Annotated in this window: 29 protein-coding genes; 22 read left to right on the forward strand and 7 right to left on the reverse strand. The window is 68.3% G+C overall.

The features are described from left to right. Positions 1–31 precede the first annotated feature (31 nt). Both ACWEKS_RS36545 and ACWEKS_RS36550 read right to left on the reverse strand, forming a co-directional pair. On the reverse strand, positions 32–400 hold the full coding sequence (locus ACWEKS_RS36545; RefSeq protein WP_452344327.1) for a bleomycin resistance protein: 369 nt from the start codon (positions 398–400) through the stop codon (positions 32–34). A 69-nt stretch (positions 401–469) separates the two neighbouring features. Beyond that, the gene (locus ACWEKS_RS36550; protein ID WP_452344328.1) at positions 470–679 is read right to left on the reverse strand and encodes a TOBE domain-containing protein; all 210 of its coding nucleotides are present in this window, start codon (positions 677–679) and stop codon (positions 470–472) included. 157 nt (positions 680–836) lie between these two features. Between ACWEKS_RS36550 and ACWEKS_RS36555 the strand changes: the two genes are divergently transcribed. The 12 genes from ACWEKS_RS36555 to ACWEKS_RS36610 all read left to right on the forward strand — a co-directional run bounded on the left by ACWEKS_RS36555 (position 837) and on the right by ACWEKS_RS36610 (position 12,166). Next, positions 837–1,772 (forward strand): hypothetical protein, encoded by a 936-nt coding sequence (locus tag ACWEKS_RS36555; protein WP_452344329.1) that lies wholly within the window; start codon positions 837–839, stop codon positions 1,770–1,772. A 36-nt stretch (positions 1,773–1,808) separates the two neighbouring features. Next, entirely contained in the window at positions 1,809–3,491 is a 1,683-nt protein-coding gene (locus ACWEKS_RS36560) for an alpha-keto acid decarboxylase family protein (RefSeq protein WP_452344330.1), read from the forward strand. Between the two features lie 164 nt (positions 3,492–3,655). After that, complete coding sequence (rplS, locus tag ACWEKS_RS36565) at positions 3,656–3,997, forward strand: 50S ribosomal protein L19 (protein WP_033086110.1); 342 nt, start codon at positions 3,656–3,658, stop codon at positions 3,995–3,997. Positions 3,998–4,116: 119 nt separating this feature from the next. Further along, positions 4,117–4,938, forward strand: coding sequence for a signal peptidase I (gene lepB, locus ACWEKS_RS36570; protein ID WP_379401136.1), 822 nt, complete (start codon positions 4,117–4,119; stop codon positions 4,936–4,938). A 27-nt stretch (positions 4,939–4,965) separates the two neighbouring features. Next, a complete protein-coding gene (locus tag ACWEKS_RS36575; protein ID WP_452344331.1) occupies positions 4,966–5,721 on the forward strand; it encodes a ribonuclease HII in 756 nt (251 codons plus the stop codon). A 43-nt stretch (positions 5,722–5,764) separates the two neighbouring features. Next, entirely contained in the window at positions 5,765–6,070 is a 306-nt protein-coding gene (locus tag ACWEKS_RS36580; protein ID WP_040859817.1) for a DUF2469 domain-containing protein, read from the forward strand. An 86-nt stretch (positions 6,071–6,156) separates the two neighbouring features. Further along, positions 6,157–6,513 (forward strand): YraN family protein, encoded by a 357-nt coding sequence (locus ACWEKS_RS36585; protein WP_452344332.1) that lies wholly within the window; start codon positions 6,157–6,159, stop codon positions 6,511–6,513. A gap of 1 nt (position 6,514) precedes the next feature. Beyond that, complete coding sequence (locus ACWEKS_RS36590) at positions 6,515–8,023, forward strand: YifB family Mg chelatase-like AAA ATPase (protein ID WP_452344333.1); 1,509 nt, start codon at positions 6,515–6,517, stop codon at positions 8,021–8,023. A 296-nt stretch (positions 8,024–8,319) separates the two neighbouring features. Further along, positions 8,320–9,474, forward strand: coding sequence for a DNA-processing protein DprA (dprA, locus tag ACWEKS_RS36595; protein ID WP_452344334.1), 1,155 nt, complete (start codon positions 8,320–8,322; stop codon positions 9,472–9,474). A 125-nt stretch (positions 9,475–9,599) separates the two neighbouring features. After that, positions 9,600–10,523 (forward strand): tyrosine recombinase XerC, encoded by a 924-nt coding sequence (locus ACWEKS_RS36600; RefSeq protein ID WP_452344335.1) that lies wholly within the window; start codon positions 9,600–9,602, stop codon positions 10,521–10,523. A 5-nt stretch (positions 10,524–10,528) separates the two neighbouring features. Continuing rightward, the gene (locus tag ACWEKS_RS36605) at positions 10,529–11,320 is read left to right on the forward strand and encodes an N-formylglutamate amidohydrolase (protein WP_452344336.1); all 792 of its coding nucleotides are present in this window, start codon (positions 10,529–10,531) and stop codon (positions 11,318–11,320) included. An 84-nt stretch (positions 11,321–11,404) separates the two neighbouring features. Beyond that, positions 11,405–12,166, forward strand: a complete 762-nt coding sequence (locus ACWEKS_RS36610) for a siderophore-interacting protein (protein WP_452344337.1) — start codon at positions 11,405–11,407, stop codon at positions 12,164–12,166. A 165-nt stretch (positions 12,167–12,331) separates the two neighbouring features. Here ACWEKS_RS36610 and ACWEKS_RS36615 read toward each other — a convergent pair whose 3' ends face one another. Further along, positions 12,332–12,502, reverse strand: coding sequence for a hypothetical protein (locus ACWEKS_RS36615; RefSeq protein WP_452344338.1), 171 nt, complete (start codon positions 12,500–12,502; stop codon positions 12,332–12,334). A gap of 275 nt (positions 12,503–12,777) precedes the next feature. Here ACWEKS_RS36615 and ACWEKS_RS36620 point away from each other — a divergent pair, with 275 nt between their 5' ends. Then, positions 12,778–13,146 carry a hypothetical protein gene (locus ACWEKS_RS36620; RefSeq protein WP_452344339.1) on the forward strand — a complete coding sequence of 123 codons (369 nt, stop codon included), beginning with the start codon at positions 12,778–12,780 and terminating at the stop codon, positions 13,144–13,146. 11 nt (positions 13,147–13,157) lie between these two features. Here ACWEKS_RS36620 and ACWEKS_RS36625 read toward each other — a convergent pair whose 3' ends face one another. The 3 genes from ACWEKS_RS36625 to ACWEKS_RS36635 all read right to left on the reverse strand — a co-directional run bounded on the left by ACWEKS_RS36625 (position 13,158) and on the right by ACWEKS_RS36635 (position 14,964). Next, positions 13,158–13,667, reverse strand: coding sequence for a DUF1990 family protein (locus ACWEKS_RS36625; protein ID WP_452344340.1), 510 nt, complete (start codon positions 13,665–13,667; stop codon positions 13,158–13,160). Between the two features lie 2 nt (positions 13,668–13,669). Next, entirely contained in the window at positions 13,670–14,167 is a 498-nt protein-coding gene (locus tag ACWEKS_RS36630) for a M23 family metallopeptidase (RefSeq protein ID WP_452344371.1), read from the reverse strand. 293 nt (positions 14,168–14,460) lie between these two features. Next, positions 14,461–14,964 (reverse strand): GNAT family N-acetyltransferase, encoded by a 504-nt coding sequence (locus tag ACWEKS_RS36635; RefSeq protein ID WP_452344341.1) that lies wholly within the window; start codon positions 14,962–14,964, stop codon positions 14,461–14,463. Between the two features lie 257 nt (positions 14,965–15,221). On the opposite strand from ACWEKS_RS36635, the gene rpsB reads away from it, so the two are divergent. Next, positions 15,222–16,073 carry a 30S ribosomal protein S2 gene (gene rpsB / locus ACWEKS_RS36640; RefSeq protein WP_354837680.1) on the forward strand — a complete coding sequence of 284 codons (852 nt, stop codon included), beginning with the start codon at positions 15,222–15,224 and terminating at the stop codon, positions 16,071–16,073. A gap of 108 nt (positions 16,074–16,181) precedes the next feature. Further along, positions 16,182–16,997 carry a translation elongation factor Ts gene (gene tsf / locus ACWEKS_RS36645; RefSeq protein ID WP_452344342.1) on the forward strand — a complete coding sequence of 272 codons (816 nt, stop codon included), beginning with the start codon at positions 16,182–16,184 and terminating at the stop codon, positions 16,995–16,997. Between the two features lie 129 nt (positions 16,998–17,126). On the opposite strand, the gene ACWEKS_RS36650 is transcribed toward tsf, so the two are convergent. Further along, entirely contained in the window at positions 17,127–17,651 is a 525-nt protein-coding gene (locus tag ACWEKS_RS36650) for a cupin domain-containing protein (RefSeq protein ID WP_452344343.1), read from the reverse strand. A 330-nt stretch (positions 17,652–17,981) separates the two neighbouring features. On the opposite strand from ACWEKS_RS36650, the gene ACWEKS_RS36655 reads away from it, so the two are divergent. The 7 genes from ACWEKS_RS36655 (at position 17,982) to ACWEKS_RS36685 (ending at position 24,664) form a co-directional block, all read left to right on the forward strand. Beyond that, a complete protein-coding gene (locus tag ACWEKS_RS36655; protein ID WP_452344344.1) occupies positions 17,982–18,854 on the forward strand; it encodes a helix-turn-helix transcriptional regulator in 873 nt (290 codons plus the stop codon). 158 nt (positions 18,855–19,012) lie between these two features. Next, on the forward strand, positions 19,013–19,747 hold the full coding sequence (gene pyrH / locus ACWEKS_RS36660; RefSeq protein ID WP_040859803.1) for a UMP kinase: 735 nt from the start codon (positions 19,013–19,015) through the stop codon (positions 19,745–19,747). A gap of 36 nt (positions 19,748–19,783) precedes the next feature. Then, positions 19,784–20,341 carry a ribosome recycling factor gene (gene frr, locus ACWEKS_RS36665; protein ID WP_364613922.1) on the forward strand — a complete coding sequence of 186 codons (558 nt, stop codon included), beginning with the start codon at positions 19,784–19,786 and terminating at the stop codon, positions 20,339–20,341. Positions 20,342–20,431: 90 nt separating this feature from the next. Continuing rightward, positions 20,432–21,328 carry a phosphatidate cytidylyltransferase gene (locus ACWEKS_RS36670; protein ID WP_354837972.1) on the forward strand — a complete coding sequence of 299 codons (897 nt, stop codon included), beginning with the start codon at positions 20,432–20,434 and terminating at the stop codon, positions 21,326–21,328. A gap of 83 nt (positions 21,329–21,411) precedes the next feature. Further along, the gene (locus ACWEKS_RS36675) at positions 21,412–21,750 is read left to right on the forward strand and encodes a CU044_2847 family protein (RefSeq protein WP_452344345.1); all 339 of its coding nucleotides are present in this window, start codon (positions 21,412–21,414) and stop codon (positions 21,748–21,750) included. A gap of 6 nt (positions 21,751–21,756) precedes the next feature. Continuing rightward, complete coding sequence (locus ACWEKS_RS36680) at positions 21,757–23,637, forward strand: trypsin-like serine peptidase (protein WP_452344346.1); 1,881 nt, start codon at positions 21,757–21,759, stop codon at positions 23,635–23,637. A 10-nt stretch (positions 23,638–23,647) separates the two neighbouring features. Beyond that, positions 23,648–24,664 (forward strand): AAA family ATPase, encoded by a 1,017-nt coding sequence (locus ACWEKS_RS36685; RefSeq protein WP_452344347.1) that lies wholly within the window; start codon positions 23,648–23,650, stop codon positions 24,662–24,664. The last annotated feature ends 1 nt before the right edge of the window (position 24,665 follow it).

A 24,665-nucleotide genomic window follows, 5' to 3' on the forward strand; every position in this document is an offset into this window, starting at 1 on the left:
GACGGCCGTTTCCGAACTCGGACCGGCACGGCTAACTCAGTGGGGAGCCGACCCGGTGCAGGGTGCCGTCGGGGTCGACGTAGCCGAATTCCCTTAGGCCGTAATCGGTGTCGACCGGGGTGGTGAGGCGGCCGGGCGGGTCTGCGGCAGCCCACTCCGCGTGCAGCGCGTCGGCGTCGGAGACGTAGAGGTAGACGGCCGCGGCGGTTCGTATCGAGTCGTGTTCGTCCCACTCGGTGAGGTGCAGGGATACGCGGCCGCGGTCGGCGAAGCCGTAGCGGGCGTCGCCCTCGTAGGCGTGGACGCTGAACCCGAGGCGGCGATAGCGGGCCAGGGCTGCGTCGAGGTCGAGGACCGGAATCACGGGGGCGACGCGATCGAAGGTGATGTCGTCCGGCATGGAAGCTCCGAAAAATGAAGACGCCGAGGCGGTCCCGGTTCGGGGGCGCCTCGGCGTGCTCGTGGCGGGTTATTCGACGCCGAGGGAGACCTCGGTGGATTTGATGAGGACCTTGACGGGTTTGCCGTCGGCGAGACCCAGGTCGTCGGCGGCGTCGCGGGTGATGGAGGAGGTGATCTCGTCACCACCAGTGAGGCGGATGCGCACCACCGCCATGGCCTCGCCGCGGGTGACCTGGGTGACTGTTCCATCGAGTTGGTTTCGTGTACTCAGTCGCATGGTGGTGAGCCTAGTCACCGGTGGCCGCCATTTCGATGGTGTCTGGAAGGTTGCTCAATCGCGTCGCGACCGCAGGTGATCTTGCCGTGCGGGTCGGCGGCGCGGGTAGCGTGGCGGGGGTCGACGTTCGCACGAGGGTTTCGGAGGCGACACGGGCATGCACGTACATCGGTGGTGGGAAGATGTCGTGGTGGCACACGGCAGATTGCCATTGGCATGCCTGCTTCTGGGGTTCATCGTGGGGTTCCTGCTGATCCGAATCAGCGTGCGGCTCATTCGCAAACAGGTGCGCTGGTGGCCGGGCAACGTGCGGGCGGGAGACGTGCACATCCACCACATGGTGTTCGGAGTGATCCTGGTGCTCGGCGCCGGCGTCGGGTTCGTGACGCTGTATCAGAGCAGCGTCGGCGTCACCAGTGCGCTGGCCGCCGTGTTCGGGCTCGGCGCGGCGCTGGTGCTCGACGAGTTCGCGCTCATCTACTACCTGCGCGACGTGTACTGGGAGGAGCAGGGCCGCACCTCGGTCGATGCGGTGTTCGTGGCCCTTGCCGTGACCGGGCTGCTGCTGCTCGGTTTCCATCCGCTGTGGTTGCTGAACATCGGCAATATCCGTGATCTCCGGACCGATCAGAATGTGCCCGAGCGGCTGTTCACGGTCGGGTTCGCGTTCGGGAATCTGCTGCTGGCGGCCATTGTCATTGCCAAGGGCAAGATTTGGACCGGTCTGTTCGGGATGTTCTTCCCGCCGCTGCTGGTCATCGGCGCGCTGCGGCTGAGCCGCCCGGGTGCACCCTGGGCGCGCTGGCGCTATGCCGCCGGCTCGGGCCTCATGCGGCGTGCGGTGCGGCGCGAGCGCCGCTATCGCCGCCCGGTGATCCGGGCCAAGATCTTCGTGCAGGACCTGCTGGCGGGCAAGCCCGATGCCGCGCACGTACTCCGCGCCGCCGAGGAGGAGCTGGCCCGGACCGTGGTCCCGGCCCCGCACGCGCCGCCCTCGGCCCACCTGCACCTCATGCACGGGCGCAAGCACGTGGATCGGCCCCTTGAGCCCAAGTCCGCCGAGCGTCCCCCGGAATCGGTCGATAGCCAATGAGTTGCTGACTCTCGGTCGGCGTGCCAGTGTTGAGCCATGGGCTACGTTGTCGGCGACTATCTGCTCGATCGGCTCCGGGAACTCGGCGTCACCGAAATCTTCGGCGTTCCCGGTGATTTCAATCTGCAGTTCCTCGACCATGTCATCGCCCACCCCGACATTCGCTGGATCGGCAGCGCCAACGAGCTGAACGCCGGCTACGCCGCCGACGGCTACGCGCGGCTGCGCGGCATCGGCGCGGTCGTCACCACCTACGGCGTGGGCGAGCTGAGCGCGGTCAACGCCATCGCGGGCAGCTACGCCGAGCATGTGCCCGTGGTGCACGTCGTCGGCGTCCCCGCCAAGGACATCCAGGCCGGTCACCGCGTCATCCACCACACCCTCGGCGACGGCGACTTCCACCACTTCCGCCGCATCGCCGCCGAAGTCACCTGTGCGCAAGCCGATCTCGGCGCGGCCGACGCCTGCCAGGAAATCGACCGGGTGCTGAATTCGGTTCGCGTGCACCGCCGTCCGGGGTATCTCATGCTGGCCACCGATACCGCGCGGGTGGGGGTGGCCCCGCCCGCGACGCCGCTGGCGCCGCCCGCCGACTTCTCGAGTGCGGGCGCGCGGGCAGCCTTCGCGCAGGCGGCACGCGAATTCCTCGGCGGCCGGCGGGTGACCGTCCTCGCGGACATCTTCGTCGACCGGGTCGGAGCGACCGACCGGTTGCGCACCCTGGTCGGCCCGACCCGGGGACAACCGCACGGACTCCCGCACGCCACCCTGGCCTGGGGCAAGACCGTGGTCGACGAATCCGCCCCGAACTTCCTCGGCGTCTACACCGGCGCGGCCTCCCCGCCGCCGGTACGTGCCGCCGTCGAGGACGCCGACCGCCTGGTGACCATCGGAGTCCAGTACACCGACAGCATCACCGCGGGTTTCAGCCACCGTATCGACCCGCACCGCACCATCGATATCGGTCCCGAGCGCACGGTGATCGGGGGAGTCGACGCCTTCGCGCCGCTGTCGCTCACCGCGGCCCTGGAGATCCTCACCGAGCTCGCCCCCGAATTCGCCGCTCCCGCACCGATTCCCGCCCCGGCGGCCGCCGCCCCGGACGCCCCGCCCGCCGGGGATGCCCCGCTCACCCAGGCCGCCCTGTGGCCCCTGGTCGCGGCAGCGCTGGGCAACAACAACATTGTGGTGGCCGACCAGGGCTCGGCCTTCTTCGGCCTGGCCACGCTGCGCATGCCGACCGGCATCACCTTTCTCGGCCAGCCGCTGTGGGGCTCGATCGGCTATGCCCTCCCGGCCGCCCTCGGCGCGGGCATCGCCTGCCCCGGCCGTCGCGCGGTCCTCGTCATCGGCGATGGCGCGGCCCAGCTTTCGATCCAGGAGCTGGGCACCTGGATCCGCGAGCAGCTGAACGGCGTGATCATCCTGGTCGACAACGACGGCTACGCCATCGAACGCGCCATCCACGGTCCGGCCGCCCCGTACAACGACATCGCCCCGTGGCGCTGGCCCGAACTCCCGCACGCCTTCGGTGGCGACGCCGAGTCCGTCCTCACCCTCCGCGCGACCACGGTCGGCGAGCTGCAACACTGTCTGAAAGCCGCGACGGACGAGCAGGACCGGCTGGTCTTCCTGCAGGTGATCACCGGCGCCACCGACTACCCGCCGCTGGTCTCGGACATTGCCTCCGCCCTCACCCGCGCGAATACCCGCACGTAGGGGCCGATTAACCGCGCGATCCCGGCGTCTGGCACAATGCTCAGGTTGCTTTGGGCGCACTGTGCCCGGGCACCGCCCAAATATCCGGAGCACGAACCGGTAGAGCGCCCTCCCCGGGTAGCCGCCAGGTTCCTCTGTTCGCGCGAACTCCAATAAGGACGGACATGAACACCCTCGACTTCGTCGACGCAAGCTCGCTGCGCAGCGACATCCCGGACTTCCGCCCGGGTGACACGGTCAACGTGCACGTGAAGGTTATCGAAGGCAACAAGGAGCGCATCCAGGTCTTCAAGGGCGTCGTCATCCGCCGCCAGAACGGTGGCATCCGCGAGACCTTCACCGTGCGCAAGGTTTCGTTCGGTGTCGGCGTGGAGCGCACCTTCCCGGTGCACAGCCCCAACCTGGACAAGATCGAGGTCGTGACCCGCGGTGACGTGCGTCGCGCCAAGCTGTACTACCTGCGCGATCTGCGCGGCAAGGCCGCCAAGATCAAGGAAAAGCGCTGAAGTAGTCGCAGCTCCCGCTGAGCCGGTGAACGGCTCGGCGCAGGATCGACAGTCGGCTCGCCGACAACGAGTAGCCCGGCACCGCATGGTTCTTCGCGGTGCCGGGCTACTCTGTTCCGGTGGCAGACGAGAGCGAGTCGGTGACGAAGTCCGGGTCCGGCAACGGCAATGGGGCGAAGACGCCCGAGGCGCCCGAGACACCCCAGCCGAAGTCGAAGAAGAAGCAACGCCCGTTCTGGCAGGAGCTGCCCATCCTGATCGGGTTCGCGGCGCTGATCGTGGCGCTGCTGGTGACCTTCATCGGCCGGCCCTACGTCATTCCCTCGCAGTCCATGGAACCCACCCTGCACGGCTGCGCGGGCTGCACCGGCGACCGCATCTATGTCGAGAAGCTGAGCTACTACTTCGGCGATCCCGAGCCGGGTGACGTCGTGGTGTTCGTCGGCCCGACCAGCTCGTGGAACAGCCACTACAAGTCGATCCGCTCCTCCAACACCGTGGTGCGCGGGGTGCAGAACTTCCTGTCCTTCTTCGGCCTGGTGCCGCCGGACGAGAACGATCTGGTGAAGCGGGTGATCGCCACGGGTGGGCAATCGGTCAAATGCTGTGACGCGCAAGGCCGGATCCTCGTCAAGGACGACAGCCCCGGCGCCGACTGGAAGCCGCTCGACGAGCCGTACGTGAAGTTCAACAACCCCTTCGACCCTCAGCACCCGGACGTGCAGTTCAACGCGGGCGGCCGGGCCTTCCCCGAGATCAAGGTGCCCGCCGGCAATCTGTGGGTGATGGGTGACAACCGCGCCGAGTCCGCCGACTCCCGCTACCACATGAAGGACGAGCTGCAGGGCACCGTGCCGGTGAAGGATGTGCGCGGCAAGGCGGTGTTCAAGATCTGGCCGCCGAGCCGGATGGGTCCGGTCCGGGCACAGGACCCGCAGTAGAAGCGAGAATCGCGGGATAATCGACCGGTGGGGAAGATGGCGAGGGCCGCCCGGCCCGGTGTGAGCCGGAAGGCGAGCGGCGGCAAGAAGATTCAGCGGATCGACCGCGGTGACTGGCCGCCGCGCGTTGTCATGCGGCAGGCGGGCGGGCTACGCACCCTGGAAGCCGCGCTGATCCGCAGCGGCCTCGGTCCGGTCGCGGGCGTCGACGAGGCCGGGCGCGGCTGCGCGGCGGGCCCGCTGGTGGTGGCCTCCTGCCTGCTGCCACCCAAGGCCTACGCCTCCCTCGCCGGCCTCGACGACTCGAAGAAGCTCACCGAGAACGCCCGCGAACAGCTGTTCCCCATCATCAAGCGGCTCGCGCTGGCCTGGAAGGTGGTGGTCGTCCCGGCCTGGGAGATCGACGCCATCGGCATCCACGTGGCCAATATCGAGGGCATGCGGCGTGCGGTGGCCGGGCTGGATCCGGTGCCCGGCTACGTGCTCACCGACGGCTTCCGGGTGCCCGGCATCCCGGTGCCGTCGCTGCCGGTGATCGGCGGCGACGCCTCGGCGGCCTGCATCGCCGCGGCCAGCGTGCTGGCCAAGGTGACCCGCGACCGCATCATGGTGGAGATGGACGAGCAATACCCGGGCTACGGATTCGCCGCCCACAAGGGCTACAACACCCCCGAGCACAATGAGGCGCTGACCCGTCTCGGCATCACCCCCGAGCACCGCCGTTCGTGGCGAAACGTCCGGGAGACCGGCCGAGTGGCTACCGACACGGCGTATGCGGGATGATGTTTCTACACCCAGTTGGGCGACAAGGAGGACGTTCCACCCGATGAGCGCCGAGGACCTCGAGAAGTACGAAACCGAGATGGAGCTATCCCTGTACCGCGAGTACAAGGACATCGTCGGGCAATTCTCGTACGTGGTGGAGACCGAACGTCGCTTCTACCTCGCCAATTCCGTCGAACTGCGGCCGCAGAACGCCGATGGCGAGGTGTACTTCGAGGTACGGATGTCGGATGCATGGGTGTGGGACATGTACCGGCCGGCGCGCTTCGTGAAGCACGTTCGCGTGATCACCTTCAAAGACGTGAACATCGAGGAGCTGGAGAAGACCGACCTGCGGCTTCCCGACTAGTCCACAGGCCGCAGGTTATCCACAGGCTCACTGTTTTCCCAGTTCGGCATGGCCGGGTCCGTCACGGGCCCGGTCATGCTGGCTGAATGGCACAGCATCTGGCGCTGGGAGCGCAGGGGGAGGAACTGGCCGCGGACTTTCTCCGCGCCGCCGGCATGGAGATCGTCGCCCGCAATTGGCGATGCCGCTTCGGCGAACTCGATGTCATCGCCCGCGAGGGCGAGGTGACGGCCTTCGTCGAGGTCAAAACCCGCCGCACCCTGACCTGCGGTCCACCCGAGGAAGCCGTCACCTACCTCAAACAGCGCCGCATTCGCGAACTCGCCGCCCGCTGGCTCCACGAACAGAACGGCCCATACCTGCGTATCCGCTTCGACGTGGTCGCCGTCCTCCTGCGTCCGGGCCGCACCCCGGAAATCCGCCACCTGAAGGCGGTGTTCTGAAATGCCTTTGGGCAGAGCCTATTCCGTCGCCGTCAACGGCGTGGAGGGCCAACTCGTAGAAATAGAAGCCGACATAGGCCAGGGCCTCCCCTCGGTCCACCTGGTCGGCCGCCCCGACACCACCCTCCAGGAATCCCGCGACCGCGTCCGCGCCGCCGTCACCAATACGGGCGAGAAGTGGCCCGACGGCCGCGTCATCCTCGCCCTGTCCCCGGCCACGCTGCCGAAGGTCGGCAGCGTGTACGACGTCGCTCTGGCCGGTGCCGTGCTGGACGCGGCCGGAGCGATTCCGTCGAATCGTCTCTCGGAGTCGGTACTACTGGGTGAACTGGCACTGGACGGCCGCGTGCGCCGGGTGCGCGGCATTCTTCCGGCGGTACTGGCGGCGCGGAACGCCGGGCGGCGCACCGTCATCGTCCCGACGGCCGCCCTGCCCGAGGCGGGCCTGGTCGACGGCATTCGCGTCCTCGGGGCGTCGACCCTGCTCGAACTACTGGATTGGCTGCGTGGCGGCGGTGAGCTCGCGCTTCCCGATCCGGTCCAGCCGACGGCCGAGACATCGATCGGGGACCTGCGCGAGGTGGTGGGCCAGGACGAGGCGCGCTGGGCCCTGGAGGTGGCCGCTGCGGGCGGGCATCACCTGCTGCTGACGGGCCCGCCCGGCATCGGGAAAACCATGTTGGCGCAACGGCTTCCAGGCTTGCTGCCGCCGCTGCGCGAGCGGGATTCCCTGGAGGTGACCGCGATTCACTCGGTGGCGGGCACACTGTCCGACGATGCCCCGCTGATCACCGCGCCGCCCTTCGTGGCACCCCATCACTCGTCGTCGGTCACGGCGATGATCGGCGGCGGTTCGGGCTCCGCCCGGCCCGGGGCGGTCAGTTGCGCCCATCGCGGCGTCCTGTTCCTGGACGAGTGTGCCGAGATCGGCAGCAAGGTTCTCGAGGCGCTGCGAACTCCCTTGGAGGAGGGCGAGGTTCGCATCGCGCGCCGGGACGGGGTGTCGCGTTTCCCGGCCCGATTCCAACTCGTCCTCGCGGCCAACCCGTGCCCGTGCGCACCCGCCCGCGATATCGACTGCATCTGCGCGCCCCTGGCCCGCCGTCGCTACCTCGGCAAACTCTCCGGCCCGCTGATGGATCGCATCGATCTCGCGGTGCAGATGCACGCCCAGGCCGCCGGAGCCTTCACCGGCGACGAGGTCGAGAGCAGCGAACAGGTGCGCGCCCGCGTGACGGCGGCACGGAACGCGGCCGCCAGACGATGGGTCGAACTCGGCATGACCACCAATGCGGAGGTGCCCGGTCACGTACTCCGCCAGCGCTTCCGGTTGCCCCGTGAGGCGCTCGCCCCGGTCGAGAACGCCCTCCAGCACGGCCGCATGTCCGCCCGCGGCGCCGACCGCGCGATCAGAGTTGCCTGGACCGTCTGTGACTTGCGTGGTGGTGATGTGCCCAGCGCCCAGGACGTCCTGCAGGCATTGAGCTTTCGACAGCGAGGTGGAGCATGAGCGAGATAACGGACAACCTCGATTCGATGGGGCGCACTGACGTGCGCCACGAATCCAATTCGGCCGCAGAGGATGTGGCGGCGGGAGCACCGGTCGCGCCGTCCTCTCGAAGTGCTGCCAGTGCGACCGGCACCGGGCTTGGTCGGTCTGGTTCGGTCTGCATCACCGATTCCGGGTCACGCGCACCCGGTCACGTCAGCGAATTCGGCCGGGGCTCCGGGTGGACGGGGGCGAAGCACGGCGCGAAAGGCGCTGTGGGCGGGGCAGTTGCGGGTGGGGATGCCGATGAGAGGCGGTTGGCTTGGGTGTATTTGTCGCGGGTGGTGGAGGGGCCCTGTGCGGCGTTGTCGGCGTTGATCGGGTCGGTGGGGGTGGTGGAGGCGGCGCGGGCGGTGCGGGAGTGTGCATTGCCCGAGGTGTTGCGGGGGCCTACCGAGCTGCGGCGGGGGATCGACCGGGCGGAAAGGGATTTGGCGTATATCGAGCGGTTGGGTGGGCGGGTGGTGACGCCGGACGATGCGGAGTGGCCGGCCTGGCGGATGCTCGGACTGGAGCAGTTGGATCCGGCGCAGGATGCGGATGCGGCTGTGCCGCTGGTGTTGTGGGTGCGGGGGCCGCGGTCGCTGCTGGAGACCACCGAGCGGGCGATCGCGGTGGTGGGTGCGCGGTGCAGCACCGGGTACGGGAATCATGCGACCGGCGAGATTGCCGGTGAGCTCGCGGCGCGCGGGTGGACGATCGTGTCCGGGGCGGCATTCGGGATCGACGGGATGGCACACCGGGCCGCGCTGGCCGTCGGCGGTATGACGATCGCCGTGCTCGCCTGCGGTCCGGATCGGCCGTATCCCGTGCAGCACGATCAGCTGCTGGCCGAGATCGTCGATACGGGTCTGGTCGTCACCGAGTACCCACCCGGCACCTCCGCGCACAAACACCATTTCCTGGCCCGCAATCGGCTGATAGCGGCCTTCGCGGACGGTGTGGTAGTGGTGGAGGCCGGGATGCGCAGCGGGGCACGCAACACGGTGAAATGGTGCCGCCGGCTGGGCCGGCCCGCGATGGCCGTTCCCGGCCCGGTCACCTCGGCCGCCTCGGTCGGCTGCCACCGCATGATCCGCGAGGGCGAAGCCTTCATCGTCACCCGCGCCGAGGACATCCTCGACGAAGCCGGGCCGCTGCGCCTGTCCCTGCCGGGTGCGGTCCCACCCAGCCCCGAGGACAACCTCTCCGGCGACGAGGCCCTGGTCTTCGCCGCCCTCCCCGACACCGGTTCCCGCCCGCCTCGTGGCCTGGCCTCCGACACCGGCCTCCCACTGCCCGTCGTGCGGGCAACATTGTCCGCCTTGGAGATCGCCGGCCTGGTCGCCTGCGACGGCAACGGCTGGTACCGCACCACTCACCCGACCTCGGCCACCGCCGCCATAGTCGCCGCCCATGACCGCCATCGTTGATCAACCGGCCCGCCTGCACGGCAATGCGGTGCCCGGGCATGGACAAACGCTGGTGGCCGGGACGTGTGATGGGCGCGGCGGCGGGGGAGCTTGATATGTGGCGGGATTCGGGTCAGCGTGGACGGATGAGTGAGCTGCCCGAGGATTTGGAGGCATTGCTGGCCGAGTACGGGCGGCACTTGCGGTTGGGGCGGAATCGGTCGGAGCATACGGTGCGGGCGTATGTGGGCGATGCGCGCGGGTTGCTGGAGCATTTGCTGGGGCGGGCGGTGGATTCCGGTGTGGGGGAAGTGGATCTGGCGTTGCTGCGGTCGTGGCTGGCGGCGCAGTCGGCGGGGGGAGCGGCGCGGACCACCATGGCGCGGCGAGCCTCGTCGGCTCGGACGTTCACGGCCTGGCTGACGCACACGGGGCGGCTGGCCGTGGATCCGGGGCCGCGGCTGGGGTCGGCGCGGGCGCATCGGGTGCTGCCGTCGGTGCTGGGGCGCGAGCAGGCGCAGGCGGCCATGGCTGCGGCGGAATCGGGTGCGGCGCAGCATGATCCGATGGCCTTGCGGGATCGGCTGATTGTCGAGATGCTGTACGCGACCGGGATCCGGGTGAGCGAGCTGTGCGGGCTCGACATCGAGGACGTGGATCGGGAACGGCGGCTGGTGCGCGTGCTGGGCAAGGGGAACAAGGAGCGGGCGGTGCCGTTCGGCGTGCCCGCCGAGCAGGCGCTGGACGGCTGGCTGCGGTTCGGCCGGGCTGCCTTCGCCACTCCGGAGTCGGGGCGCGCGCTACTGCTGGGTCGGCGGGGGCGACGCATCGACCAGCGGCAGGCCAGAACTGTTGTGCACGAGGTGGTTTCCGCCATTCCGGGCGCACCCGATATGGGCCCGCACGGTTTCCGTCACACCGCCGCGACCCATCTGCTCGAGGGCGGGGCCGATCTGCGGGTGGTGCAGGAGATCCTGGGCCACGCCAGTATGGCCACCACACAGCTGTACACCCACGTGTCGATCGATCGGCTCAAGAAGGTGCACGACCAAGCCCACCCGCGCGCCTGATCGTCATGCGAATCCCCGACTCGGCCGAACTGCTGCCCGGCGCCGCCGATTCGCCTGTGGTGCTGCACATTCCGCACTCCGCTCGCACGATTCCCGCCGCTGTCCGCGCGGAACTGCTGCTCGATGACGGGGCGCTCGACCGCGAGCTCGACGCCATCACCGACGCCCATACCGCGCGGCTGGCCGACGCGGCCGCGCGCCTGTCACCCACTCGGCCATGGCAATTCGTGAACCGGATGTCCCGGCTGGTCGTCGACCCGGAGCGGTTCCCGGACGAGCGGGAGGAGATGCTCGCCGTCGGCATGGGTGCGGTGTACACCGCCACCACGGACCGGATGCCGTTGCGGGCGGCCGATTTCGATCCCGCACCGTTGCTGGACCGCTACTTCCACCCCTATGCGCAGGCTATGACGGATCTGGTCGCCGATCGTCTGTCGGCGACCGGCCGTGCGGTGATCATCGACGTCCACTCCTACCCGGCTCAGCCCCTGCCCTATGAGCTGCACGGTGACCTACCACGTCCGCCGATCTGCCTGGGCGCGGACGCCTTTCACACGCCGACCGAACTGCTCACCCGTGCGGCCGGGGCCTTCGTGGACTGCGGCGGCGTCGGCGTCAACAGCCCGTTCGCGGGAACCTATGTGCCACTGGACTTCTACGGCACCGAACCCCGCGTCACCGCGTTGATGGTGGAGATCCGCCGCGACCTGTACCTGTCCGAACCCGGCGGCCCGCCCGGCCCCGGAATCGATCGCCTGGCTGCCGCCCTGGCCGCGCTCATTGCCGATATCCGGTGACCGACGGCCTATCGAAATACTATCGACGACCTATCGGAATTCATGCTAGCGTCACTTAGGTAATCCTAATTATGGAGGCTTCCTTTGGCACGCACACGCATCACGCTGGTGGTCCAGAACACGATCCGGCTGACCGATCACCTGATCCGGGTCCGGCTGGGCGGCCCCGGCTTCGCGTCCTTCCAGCCCAACGACCGCACCGACGCCTACGTCAAACTGGTCTTCCCCGGCGTCGACGGCGACACCGTGCGCACCTACACCGTGCGCGAGGTGGATCGCGCGGCGCAGGAGCTCGCCATCGACTTCGTCTACCACGGTGACGAGGGCGTCGCCGGACCGTGGGCCGCCGCGGCCCAGCCGGGCGACACCATCGACCTGATGGGCCCGGGCGGCGCCTACGCCCCGCGTTCCGACGCCGACTGGCATCTGCTGGCCGGCGACGAATCCGCACTCCCCGCCATTGCCGCGGCCTGCGAGTCGCTGCCCGCCGATGCGGTCGGGCAAGTGTTCGTGGAGGTCGCGGATCCCGCCGACGAGCTCGCCTTCGCGCACCCGGAGGGCGTGGAGCTGACCTGGATTCACCGCGGCGCGGACGAACCGGGAGTGCGCCTCGCCACCGCCGTCCACTCCGCCCCCTGGCGTGACGGCCAGGTGCACGTCTTCATCCACGGTGAAGCCCAGGCCGTCATGCATGACCTCCGCCCCTACATCCGCAAGGACCGCGGCGTCCCCGCCGACTGGGCATCCATCTCCGGTTACTGGCGGCGCGGCCGCACCGAAGAGGGCTTCCGCCGCTGGAAGTCCGAACTCGCCGAACACGAAAAGGCCACCCCCGCAGCCCTTTAGCCGATCCATTCCTCCCGACCCGGGTGTCCCCCTACGGCCCGCCGCACGCATGTGCGGCGGGCTCCGCGGGCACATCCCCAGGGTTCCCCGCAGCACATAACCGAGATCGACAATGCCGCTGTCGCGAGGCGCACACCACGACGACGCGGCCCTCTGCGCGATAGGTCAGACGAATCGCATGTCGACGAGGTCGAATCCGTTGGGGCGGAACACATACCGCTGACCGGGTCCGCCGACGACTCGGCACCAGCTTTCGACTGTCAGTTCCGGTGTCGTGCCCGGCTGGGACAGCTTGATGCTGAAGCCGCCGCACATTCCGGGCACGGTAATCCACATGAGCGGGGTTTGGGCCTCGGCTAGTGGACCGAGCTGGAGCAGCCGTAGCCGGGCTTCCCGGACGAAATCGTAGGCGCGGCCGGGGATTACGGCGTCAGCACGTGTTCGAGTTGGTCGAGGTGTGGTTGCGGGACCGAGTGGCGGGGCTGTGGTGTGATTATCGCCTCCAGGTGCATGTGTCCTCGCCGTGCCAGGCGCCGCCTCGGACAACATGTTTCGGTCCCGGACACCCCACCACCGCAGTGCCATACCCGAAAGCTCAGCGGGTAGCGTCGATGATCATGACGAACCCATCCTCCCTGCGTGAACGTCTGCGCCTTGCGCTTCCTGTGGCGATGAAGGCTCGCGATCGCAATGCCACCGCGGCGCTTCGTTCGGCGCTGGGCGCTATCGACAATGCAGAAGCTGTGGACGGTTCCGATGTTCGCGCCGGGGCCATCGAGTCCAGTGCTGTGGGGCTGGGCGCGGCTGAACGTGCTCGGCGCGACCTCACCGAGTCCGATATCGCCGGTATCGTGCGTGCCGAGATCGACGACCGTCTCACTGCCGCAGGGGAATACGATGCGCTCTCCGGTGGGGCGGACCGTGCCGCCTCGCTGCGCGCCGAGGCCGCTGCCCTCTCCGCTCACCTCGCGGATGGCTGAGGCCGTGCGCTTCAGCGTGGCCGGATGGTTCCGATGTAGCGGTGTGCGAACCAGCGCTGGATGAGTCGCACGATCGGGCCGCCGAGCCGGGTGTACCAGGCGCCCGGTTTCGAGAACGCGGCAATGAGCCCGTGGACCGAGCCGTCGGCGGGGTCGTATTCGACGCAGAACAACTCCTCACCGCTCTCGGGGTGGCCGGGGAGGGTCCCATAGGCGAAACCGCGCCGATCCGGCTCGTCGAGGACGTAGACGACCCGGCACGGCGCGCTCACGCCGATCGGCCCCAGCCCGAGCCGCACCGTCAGCTCGGTTCCCGGCTCGGCTACCGGCGTGGTCGCGTCCCGGAAGATCCCGGTACCGCGCTGCATCCCGTACCCGAGAATGTGGTCGGCCGCCTGCTCGAACAGCGCTCGGCCCGAACCGATATGCCTGCGTAGCCGGAAATGGTCGTAGCCCGGCGGAAATTCACCCGCGGTCGCGCCGACATCGGAGTACGTGAAGGGCGCGGGTTTCTGCGACATGGTCACCATCCTCGCTCGGTTTCGAAGTTCACGTCCATGCGGCCGGGACGGGCCGGGATGTCGCCGGTGAGAGGCTTGAGCCGGATCGGAGTGCGGTGGAGCAGCCCGAGCGGATCGAGGTATTCGCCGTCCCGCCGGGCTCCCCAGTGCAGGCATGGAGAGCAGGGCGGGTGTCCGGCCTCCAGCAGCCCGATCGGTGTGCCGCGAGTCAGCCTGCGGCCCACGGGAATTGCCGCGGTGACCGGCTCGTAGGTCGTCCGGAGTCCGCCGGGATGGTCGATGGAGACAACCGGTTTGCCGGCCACGATTCCCGCGAAGACGACGATGCCGTCCCCGGCCGCGAGCACTACCTGCCCCCGATCGCCCGCCAAATCCACCCCCCGATGCCCCGGCAGCCAATCGTGTTCGGGCTTGTCGAAGGCACGCACGACCCCGGGCCGCGGCCGCAGCGGCCAGTCGAAATCGCCGCTGGGCGCTGGTGAACCGCCGGCAGCAGGCATGGCGGCGCACAGCCCGATCAGGCTCGTCGCGCACGCACCGGCCACGACCCGGACGACCGTGCCGCCCGGACCGTGCCCGCGCGATGCGAGTCCAAATCTGGTGTGCAGTCCGGGGGAAACGCCCGCGCCCGCGGCATTCGAAGCCGTCAGGGACGGCACGGCTGAGACGTCGGTGTGCTGGGTGGGAGGCGGTGGTTCGGGCATGGGAACCAGCCTGCGCCGCGGTGGGGGCGGTGGGCGAGAGGGTGCGCGGCGAGTGTGGATGACACGACCGGTTGTGGACAACGTGAATGTCAGTTGCTGGGTCGCCTCAGGGAGTAGTGGATCATCGGGCCGAGTACGCCCTGGACGGTTTCGAAAGGACGCATTCCCAGGCGCTCCACAACGGCTCGTGAGGCGGTGTTGCCTTCGTCGATTTCGGCGAGGACTCGATCCAGCCCGAGCGTGTCGAAGGCGTAGTCCAGGACCGCGGCTGCGGCCTCGCCTGCCAGGCCGCGGCCCCAGCGGGCGGGGGTCAGGCTGTAGACGATCTCCAGGTCGGGGCCGCCGTCGAGTCCACGCAATCCAGCCGTGCCGACCAGTGGCCCGCCGCTCCTTTCTCGGAGCGCCCAGAGCCCGAAATTCACGGTGGCGAAACTATTTTCGGAATTCGTGATGATCCGCGTGACCTCATCGACGGAGAGCATTTCGCCGTCGAAGAGGAATTCGCGGACGTGCGGGTCATGCCACAGCGCCACGAGTTCGTCGCGATCGCTCGCGCGCACCGGTGTGAGCGCCAGTCGCCCGGTTCGCAGCATTGCCCCACCGTAGGCCGCTGACCTGCGATTGCGCACCTGAGTAACGCGCACCCCCCGGGCCCGATTTCGGTCTGACGCCTCCGCTGCGTAAACTGATCCAGCGGTTTGCGTGAACGCAGACCGACTTCGCGCGCCCACAGTGAGTGTCGCCGGCTGGTCCCACTGATTCGTTTTCGGAGGGTTCCGGTGGCCGTGAGCGCCAGGGCAGGGATCGCCGATTCCTGTGTCAACCAGCAACGAGAGGAAGTTACGGAGCCATGGCTGTCGTAACAATGAAGCAGCTGCTCGATAGCGGCGCGCACTTCGGTCACCAGACCCGCCGGTGGAACCCGAAGATGAAGCGGTTCATCTTCACCGACCGCAACGGCATCTACATCATCGATCTGCAGCAGACGCTGACCTACATCGACAAGGCCTACGAGTTCGTCAAGGAGACCGTTGCCCACGGCGGCACCGTTCTCTTCGTCGGCACCAAGAAGCAGGCCCAGGAGTCGATCGCCTCCGAGGCGACCCGCGTCGGCATGCCCTACGTGAACCAGCGCTGGCTGGGCGGCATGCTCACCAACTTCTCGACCGTCCACAAGCGGCTGCAGCGCCTGAAGGAGCTGGAGTCGATGGAGCAGACCGGCGGTTTCGAGGGTCGCACCAAGAAGGAAATCCTCATGCTGACGCGTGAGAAGAACAAGCTGGAGCGCACCCTGGGCGGCATCCGGGACATGGCCAAGGTTCCCTCGGCCATCTGGGTTGTCGACACCAACAAGGAGCACATCGCCGTCGGTGAGGCTCGCAAGCTGAACATCCCGGTCATCGCGATCCTGGACACCAACTGCGACCCGGACCTGGTCGACTACCCGATCCCGGGCAACGACGACGCGATCCGCTCGGCCGCGCTGCTGACCAAGGTCGTCGCCTCCGCCGTTGCCGAGGGCGTGCAGGCTCGTGCCGCGCGTGCCACCGGCGATGCGAAGCCCGAGGCCGGCGCCGGCGAGCCGCTCGCCGAGTGGGAGCAGGAGCTGCTGGCTCAGGCCACCCCGGCCGCCGAGCCGGAGACCGCGGCCGAGGCCGAGGTGAAGGAAGAGCCGGCCCCCAAGACCCCGGCCGACTTCTGATTTCCAGCCGCGAGGCATCTGTTCACCTTGCCGACCGCTCATGTTCCATGACGGTCGGCAAGGTGTGACCCCCACAGACTTTCACTCACAAAGGGAGGCTCGCCCGAGATGGCGAACTACACCGCCGCCGATGTGAAGCGGCTCCGCGAGCTCACCGGCTCCGGCATGATGGACTGCAAGAAGGCGCTCGAGGAGAACGCGGGCGACTTCGACAAGGCCGTCGAGTTCCTGCGTATCAAGGGCGCCAAGGATGTCGGCAAGCGCGCTGAGCGCGCCACCGCCGAGGGCTTGGTCGTCGCGCAGGACGGCGTCCTGATCGAGATCAACTCCGAGACCGACTTCGTGGCCAAGAACCAGGAGTTCCAGGACGTCGCGAACGCCATCGTGGCCGCCGCCGCGAAGGCCCGCCCGGCCGACCTGGACGCCCTGAAGGCCGTTGAGGTCGACGGCAAGACCGCCGACCAGGTGCTGCAGGAGCTGGCCGCCAAGATCGGCGAGAAGCTCGAGCTGCGCCGCGTCGCCACCTTCGACGGCACCACCACCGTCTACCTGCACAAGCGCGCCACCGACCTGCCGCCCGCCGTCGGCGTTCTGGTCGAGTACACCGGCACCGACGCCGACGCCGCCCGTGCGGCCGGCATGCAGGTCGCGGCCCTCAAGGCCAAGTACCTGACCCGCGAGGACGTCCCGGCCGAGCTCGTCGCCAAGGAGCGCGAGATCGCCGAGGCGACCGCCAAGGAGGAGGGCAAGCCGGAGGCCGCCCTGCCGAAGATCGTCGAGGGCCGCGTCAACGGCTACTACAAGGACGTCGTCCTGTTGGAGCAGGCGTCGGTCACCGACTCCAAGAAGACCGTCAAGCAGCAGTTGGACGACGCCGGTGTCACCATCACCCGCTTCGCCCGCTTCGAGGTCGGCCAGGCCTGATCGCCTGAAGCATCGAAAAGGCCCCTCGCCCATCGGTTTCCGATGAGCGAGGGGCCTTCTCGTATCCACGGCGCTACGACACAATCGAGCACTCCCGGTTTCCTGGGCACTGTTTCCGGGGGCCGGGCGTCAGGTGGGTCGGCTCTGTAGTGCCGTCAGCTGGTGGATGTCGTGCTTCAGCCGTAGCTCGGAGATAGCCTCCGTGGTTGCCGAACCGGACAGTAGCAGGTCGCTCAGCTCGGCGAGGTACTTCTCGTGCCCGGCCGGCGTGACCATGAAAAGCATTCTGGCGGTGGTGGTTCCGGGATTGTGGAAGGCGTGGGGGCAGCCCGCGGGTACGTACATGAAGCTGCCCGGGCCGCCGCGGTAGACGGGCGTGCCGTCGGCGGCCTGCCAGGTGAGCCAGTCGCCCACGGCCTCGGCCTCGGGGTGGAAGGCCAGCAGGTCGAGTTCGCCCTCGACGATGTAGAAGATCTCCTCGGCGTGCCCGTGCCAGTGCGCGCCGACGTCGAAACCGGGCGGAACCTCGGCCTCGAAGGCGGACCAGGCTCGGGAGTGGTCGGCCCCGACCTTGAGCGTCATGGTGGGCTGCACCTTCTCGCCTACGCCGGGTGGCAGCAGCAGTCCGTCGGCGGCCAGTAGTCCGTCGGTCATGGTGTGCTCCTCAGAGGGTCCAGTCGGTGGCGGTCGGCCAGGCGTCGAGGGTCATCAGGTCGGGGAGAGCCGCGCGCAGGGCGGGCACGTCGATGGCCGGGGCGGGGCGGGATTTGAAGAATGCGAACATCTTTCCCATCGATGCCGGAGCCCGCCCCGACCCCGTGCAGCGAGCTGCAGACCAGGTGCGCGACGCCGACTTTGGCGGCCAGGTCCGCGCTCATCTCCAGCTCCCGTCGCGTCGATCTCGATTCGACGATAGGAAGCCGCGTGCGCGCCTGTCCTGGTGGCGATAATGCTAGGCAGGTCTCTGTACAGGGGGACGGCCGAATGGTAAGCGGCAAAGGCACTTCCGGCTCGCATCACGTCTCCGCCCGGCACGCGCAGCTGGGCGAGTTCCTGCGGGCGCAGCGGGCGCGGTTGCAGCCGGGAGACGTGGGCCTGGTGCCGTACGGCGATCCCGCGCGGCGGCGTACGCCCGGATTGCGGCGGGAGGAGGTCGCCGAGCTGTCGGGGGTGGGGGTGACCTGGTACACCTGGCTGGAGCAGGGGCGTGAGGTGGCGGCCAGCCGGCAGGTCATCGATGCCCTGGCCCGCACTCTCCGGCTGGATCTCGATCAGCATCGTCACCTGCGGTTTCTGGCCGGCCTCGCGGAGCCGGAGGACGCCGAGCCCGAGGCCGACCGGTCTCGGCTGCAGCGCCTGGTGGACGCGGTCATGCCCAGTCCGGCCAGCGTGTACGACGCCGGATTCGACTATCTGGTCTGGAATCGGGCCTATGTGCTGGTTCGCGACGATCCGCTCGCCCTGCCGCCGGAACGCCGCAATCTGCTCTGGATGATGTTCACCGAGAACGCGAATCGCATGCGCATGGCGCATTGGGAGCGTGCGGCGCGCGCGGTGGTCAGTCAGGTGCGCGATGCCGTGGGCCGTCGCCCCGACGATCCCCGGCTGGCCGCCTTGGTGTCGGAATTGTCCGTTGTGAGCCCGGACTTCCGGCGCTGGTGGTCGGAGTATCCGGTGCGCAGATTCCGGCCCGCCACCATTACCGTGCGTCATCCGCGGGCCGGGCCGATCGAACTCGAAGTATTCCAATTGCGCCCGGTCGAGTACCCGAACCTGCTGATGGTGGTGCAGGCCCCGGCAACGCCGGTCGCCGCCGGGCGAATCGCCGCGGTCCTGGCGGCCGGGCAAATCGGGTAAATGTCACGAATCGGTAGGCCGTATCGAGGGTCGGGTCACGCTCGCCACCGGTCGTGAGGCAGGATGGATGGAGCTTTCAAGCCGTCCCGTGCAATCTATCGGCCGGGATGGTCTTTTCATGTGCGTGCGCACGCTCGACCGCCGAGACAAGGAGACCGATGACGGACCCGGATACCGCCCCCGATCGCAAGGGCTACCGCCGAGTGCTCCTCAAGCTCGGTGGCGAGATGTTCGGCGGTGGTCGGGTGGGTCTCGATCCCGATGTGGTGCAGGCGGTCGCGGAGCAGATCGCCGAGGTCGTCGAGACCGGTGTCCAGGTGGCGGTCGTCATCGGCGGCGGCAACTTCTTCCGTGGCGCCGAGCTCGAGGAGCGCGGCATGGAGCGGGCCCGCTCGGACTACATGGGCATGCTCGGTACCGTCATGAATTCCCTTGCGCTGCAGGACTTCCTGCAGAAGCAGGGCATCGACACCCGGGTGCAGACCGCCATCACCATGGGTCAGGTCGCCGAGCCGTACCTGCCGCTGCGCGCCAAGCGGCACCTGGAGAAGGGCCGCGTCGTGATCTTCGGCGCGGGCATGGGCATGCCCTACTTCTCCACCGACACCACCGCCGCCCAGCGCGCGCTGGAGATCGGTGCCGAGGTGGTCCTGATGGCCAAGGCCGTGGACGGCGTCTTCACCGCGGATCCGCGGGAGGACCCCGACGCCACCATGTTCACCGAGATCACCCACAAGGAGGCGTTGGAACGCGGCCTGAAGGTCGCCGATGCCACCGCTTTCAGCCTGTGTATGGACAACCAGATGCCCATGCTGGTGTTCAATCTGTTGACCAAGGGAAATATCGCCCGTGCGGTCGCCGGTGAGAAGATCGGCACGCTGGTCCGGTCATGACCGAGACAAGAACGATGACGCAGTGGAGGAATCGCCGTGATTGAAGAAGCGCTCTTCGACGCCGAGGAAAAAATGGAGAAGGCCGTCTCGGTGGTGAAGGACGATCTGGGCTCCATTCGGACCGGGCGCGCGAATCCCAGCATGTTCTCGCGAGTAGTGGTCGACTACTACGGTTCGCCGACGCCGATCACCCAGATGGCCTCCATCACGGTGCCCGAGCCGCGCATGCTCGTCATCAAGCCCTACGAGCAGTCCCAGCTGCAGCCGATCGAGACCGCGATCCGCAACTCGGACCTCGGGGTGAACCCGACCAACAATGGCGACATCATTCGCGTCAGCGTCCCGCAGCTGACCGAGGAGCGCCGCCGGGAAATGGTCAAGCAGGCCAAGTCCAAGGGCGAGGACGCCAAGATCTCGATCCGCAATGTCCGCCGCAAGGCGATGGACGAGCTCGGCCGCATCCAGAAGGACGGCGAGGCCGGCGAGGACGAGGTCGGCCGCGCCGAGAAGGAACTCGACAAGACCACGCAGAAGTACGTCGCGCACGTCGACGAACTGGTGAAGCACAAGGAAGCTGAGCTGCTCGAGGTCTAGGACGGCCGACGCCGGCCGGGGGTAGGGACGAACGGACGACAAGTGAGCGACGGGACAATCGTGGCCGAAGAGACTGCCGCCACCGGCGAGATGCCGGAGGACGCCGCCACACCGCCGGCGGCGGGCGCGGAGTCGGCAGGGCCGGGAAATGACGAGGGGAAGCCGCCCGCGTCGAAGGCGGGCCGCAACCTGCCGGCGGCGCTGGCGGTCGGATTCGGGCTGGGGTTGTCCCTCATCGCGATTCTGCTGTGGGCGCCCAAGGTGCTGATCGGCGTGATCGCGGTGGCGATCGCGGTGGCCACCTGGGAGGTGGCCAAGCGGCTGCGCGAGGCCGATGTGCTGGTGCCCCGGATTCCGCTGCTGGTCGGCGGGCAGGCGGTGGTGTGGCTGGCCTGGCCGTCCGGGCCACAGGGGGTGCTGGGCGCCTTCGGCGCGACCGCGCTGACGATCATGGTGTGGCGGCTGTTCGACCACGGCCTGCGGGCCACGCCGCGAAACTACCTGCGCGACACCGCCATCGCGGTGTTCGTGCTGGCCTGGATTCCGCTGCTGGCGGCCTTCGCGGTGCTGATGCTGCAGGAGGACAAGGGCAACCTGCGGGTGCTCACCTTCATGATCCTGGTGGTCTGCTCGGACGTGGGCGGCTATGTGGCCGGTGTGCTGTTCGGCAAGCACCCGATGGTGCCGCACATCAGCCCGAAGAAGTCCTGGGAGGGCTTCGGTGGATCGCTGGTGTTCTGCGTGATCGGCGGCCTGCTCACGGTGACGCTGCTGCTGCAGGCGAACTCGATGATCGGCGTGCTGCTCGGCGTGGGCCTGGTGCTGGTGGCGACCAGCGGGGACCTGATCGAATCACAGGTCAAGCGGGAGCTCGGCATCAAGGACATGGGCACGCTGCTGCCCGGCCACGGCGGGATCATGGATCGTCTGGATTCCATGCTGCCGTCGGCCTTCGTGGCCTGGCTGGTGCTCACCGCGCTGCTCTGACGCGTTGAAACGGTTGCCGCTCAGAATGTTTCGGTGGTTCAATGCAGGGGCGCTGACGCGGCAGCGGTGACGAGGGGGCGACCATGGGCGACATCAAGCAGATCGAACTGCCCGACGGCACGATCATCCATGCCCGGGTCGTCTCCGATGAGGACGAGCAGGCCGGTGGTGACGCCGGCCTCGGCGACTACTTCAAACTCGAGAAGTTCGGCGACACCGTCAAGGGTGTGGCCGCTTCGGTGCGCCAGAGCGTTTCCGGTCTGCGGGCCGACAAGGTCTCGGTCGAATTCGGGCTGGAGCTGTCCGTCGATGCCCACGGGGTGATGGCCGTGCTGGCCTCCGGCGGCGCGAAGGCGTCGGTGAAGATCAAGCTCGACTGGGAGCTGGACGCGCGCGATGCGGGGGACCAGGCGGCAGGGTGATGCCGGGTGCCAGATGACACAGCCGAACTGCTGAAAGGCGCGACCGCCGAGGTGGTTCCGGTGCCGCGGCGGCGGGATGGGACGTCGCTCGGCACGGCGTTCCGGGTGGCTCCCGGCTTCGCGATCACCGCCGCGCATGTGGCTCGCACCGAGGGGGCGCGGGTCGAGCTCCGCTTCACCGGTGGGACCTGCGCCGCCGAGGTCGTGGTCGCGCACCCGGCTCCACCGGACAGCACTCGCTGGGACTTCGACGATATCGCCGTGCTGCGCATCCTCGAGCCCGACGAGGTGCGGGCCGTCCCCTGCGTGCTCATGGCCGAACCGGTGCCGGACCCCGGGGACAAGCTGCTCATCTGCGCCTACAACCCTGGCTATGTCGCGGACTTCGTCGAGAACTATCGCGATTGCGTTGTGCGGGAACCGCATCCGCCGAAGTTCTGCACCATCGACGGGACTCGTGCGGTGATCCAGGGCATGTCGGGCGGACCGGTGTGGTCGGTCCGGCACGGCGGGGTGTTCGGATTGGTGAAGGGGAGCGAGAACTACAACGCACCCCAGGGCGGCGCGGTGGCCCTGCTGCTGGACGGCCTGCGGCGGCTGTGCCCGCCGGAGCTCTATCAGGAGATCATCACCTCGCACGACCGGTATCACAGTGCGAATCAGCTGTGGTCGGACCGGTTGTCCGGTCGTTCCGCGGCGCTGCGCCGCTGGATGATCGATCTGCACGGCCTGCTCGCGCAGATTCCGGCGGGCCCCGGCCGGCTGGCCCCCGAGGAGTTGGTCAGCCACCTCTTCCGCGACTTCGTGCGGCCGCGGGAGGTGAATCGCCTTGCGACACTGCGCGATCTGGTCGAATTCCTGGGCACCGAGTTCCCGCGGCCCAATGAGGCCCTGGCCCGCTTCTGCATCCTGGTCTCCCGGCTGCTGCCGGGACTCGACAAGGCCGTTCTCGAAGGACTGCAGCGCATCAAGGGGCGCATACTCACGCCCGCGGCACTCGAGGCGCTGGAACAGTATCTGGTGGCGCAGCTGCCCGAGGCCGCGGTGCGCACAACGCTTTTCGGCGTGATTCAGCCGAGCGAAGAGCCGAAGGTCGAGGGGCGGCCCGCATCCTTTCGCTACGAGGTGCACCAGAGATTCGACGACCAGGAAATCCTGCAGATCGAGGACGAACAATCCGATGAGCCGGGCGAATACGATCTGGTCAAACAGGAATTGAAGTCGGCGCTCGATCGCCAGCTGAGCAAAACCCGGGCAGCGACGCATGGGGTCGAAATCGTCGTCGCGCTGCCGGATGAATTTCTGACCGAAGAACCGCTGTTTGAATGGCGGCGCCCGGATGCGCGTCCGTTCAGCAAATACGTGATGCGATTGCGCCGCAGTTCTACCTGGGAAAAGGACGACGAGAAGATCGTCGAAGTCGAGGAGCGTTATCGGCGGCTGCTGCGGCAGGCGTCCGACGGGGTGGTCTGGATCTGCTGCGCCGACCCGCGCGCCCAGGATCTGGGTCTGCTGCAGGAACTGTTCGTCTACGACGAGGACGATCTGGAGCCGCACGACAGTCTCGCGATCACCGAACCGCCGACCGTGCACGCCCTGGAGGCGTCCCGGAGCAACGCCCTGCCGGTGACGGTCTGGCGCACCGAACGCTGCCCCGATCACCCGGTGGGGGGCGCGCCGTGCGGCGGGTTCCGATTCCACGCGAAGCTGACCGCCTGGCTGCAGAGCGAACCGCCGGCGGACTGGCACGCCGCGGTGTGGCGCGAACAGCGCCGGCCGCAGCCCTCGGCCCAGCGAGATCAGTTCTGGCGCAAGATCGTTTTCCTGTTCGACAAGCCGGGGGAGAGCCGTCGCCGGCCGCCGCTGGCGGGTCCGCGGATGGCATGAGGGAGTGGGGATGACAGCACCCAATTGGCATGTGTTCCATGGTTCGGGGGAGCCGCGGCCCGACGGCTGGGATGCCGTGCCGCCGCCCATGCTCGCGCGCACCTTCACCGGCGCGCCGCTGGTGCCGCCGCCCCGGGAGCGGGCGGATCAGCCCGATCAGATCCGGCGCAAGCTCGGCGCGGGCGACATCGGCGCGCACCAGTTGCGGCCCGACGATCTGGATGTCATCAATGCCGCGCTGTTGTGCCGCAGACCGTTGCTGGTCACGGGCGCACCGGGATTGGGGAAATCCGCGCTGGCCTATCTCGTCGCCCGCGAGCTGGCGCTCGGGCCGGTGCTGACCTGGCCGATCACCAGTCGCAGCACGCTGCGCGAGGGGCTCTACCACTACGATGCCCTGCGGCGCTTCGAGGAGGCGCAGCTGCCGGGCACGGGGCCGGTGGAGCTGGCCGACTACATCACGCTCGGACCGCTGGGCACCGCGCTGCTGCCGTACCGGCGGCCGCGGGTGCTGCTGATCGACGAAATCGACAAGGCCGATGTCGATCTGCCCAACGACCTGCTGCACGTGTTCGAGAACGGCGAGTACCAGATCGACGAATTGCGCCGAATTCGGGCGCAGCGCGGGACAGTTGACGTTTTCACCCACGAGGGCCGGGAACAAGTCTCGATTTCCGAGGGTTTCGTGCAGTGCAACGCATTCCCGATCGTGATCTTGACGAGCAATGGGGAGCGTGAATTCCCGCCGGCCTTCCTGCGTCGCTGCCTGCAACTTCAGTTGGCGAAACCCGAACGCGCGCAATTGGAGCGCGTGGTCGCCGCGCATCTGGGAGACTCGGTGGTGCGGGAATATGACGAGATTATCGAGACTTTCATCAGACGACGGGATGATCTGGGAACACTACCGACCGATCGGCTTTTGATCGCTCTGCATGTTCTCACCCGGGCCGCCGGCGACGATCTGAACCAGGAGGGACGGAAACGGCTGGCGGAGCGTCTGATGCAGCCGACGGAGAGCGGGGGCTGAG

The organism is Nocardia sp. NPDC004711 (assembly GCF_053601595.1).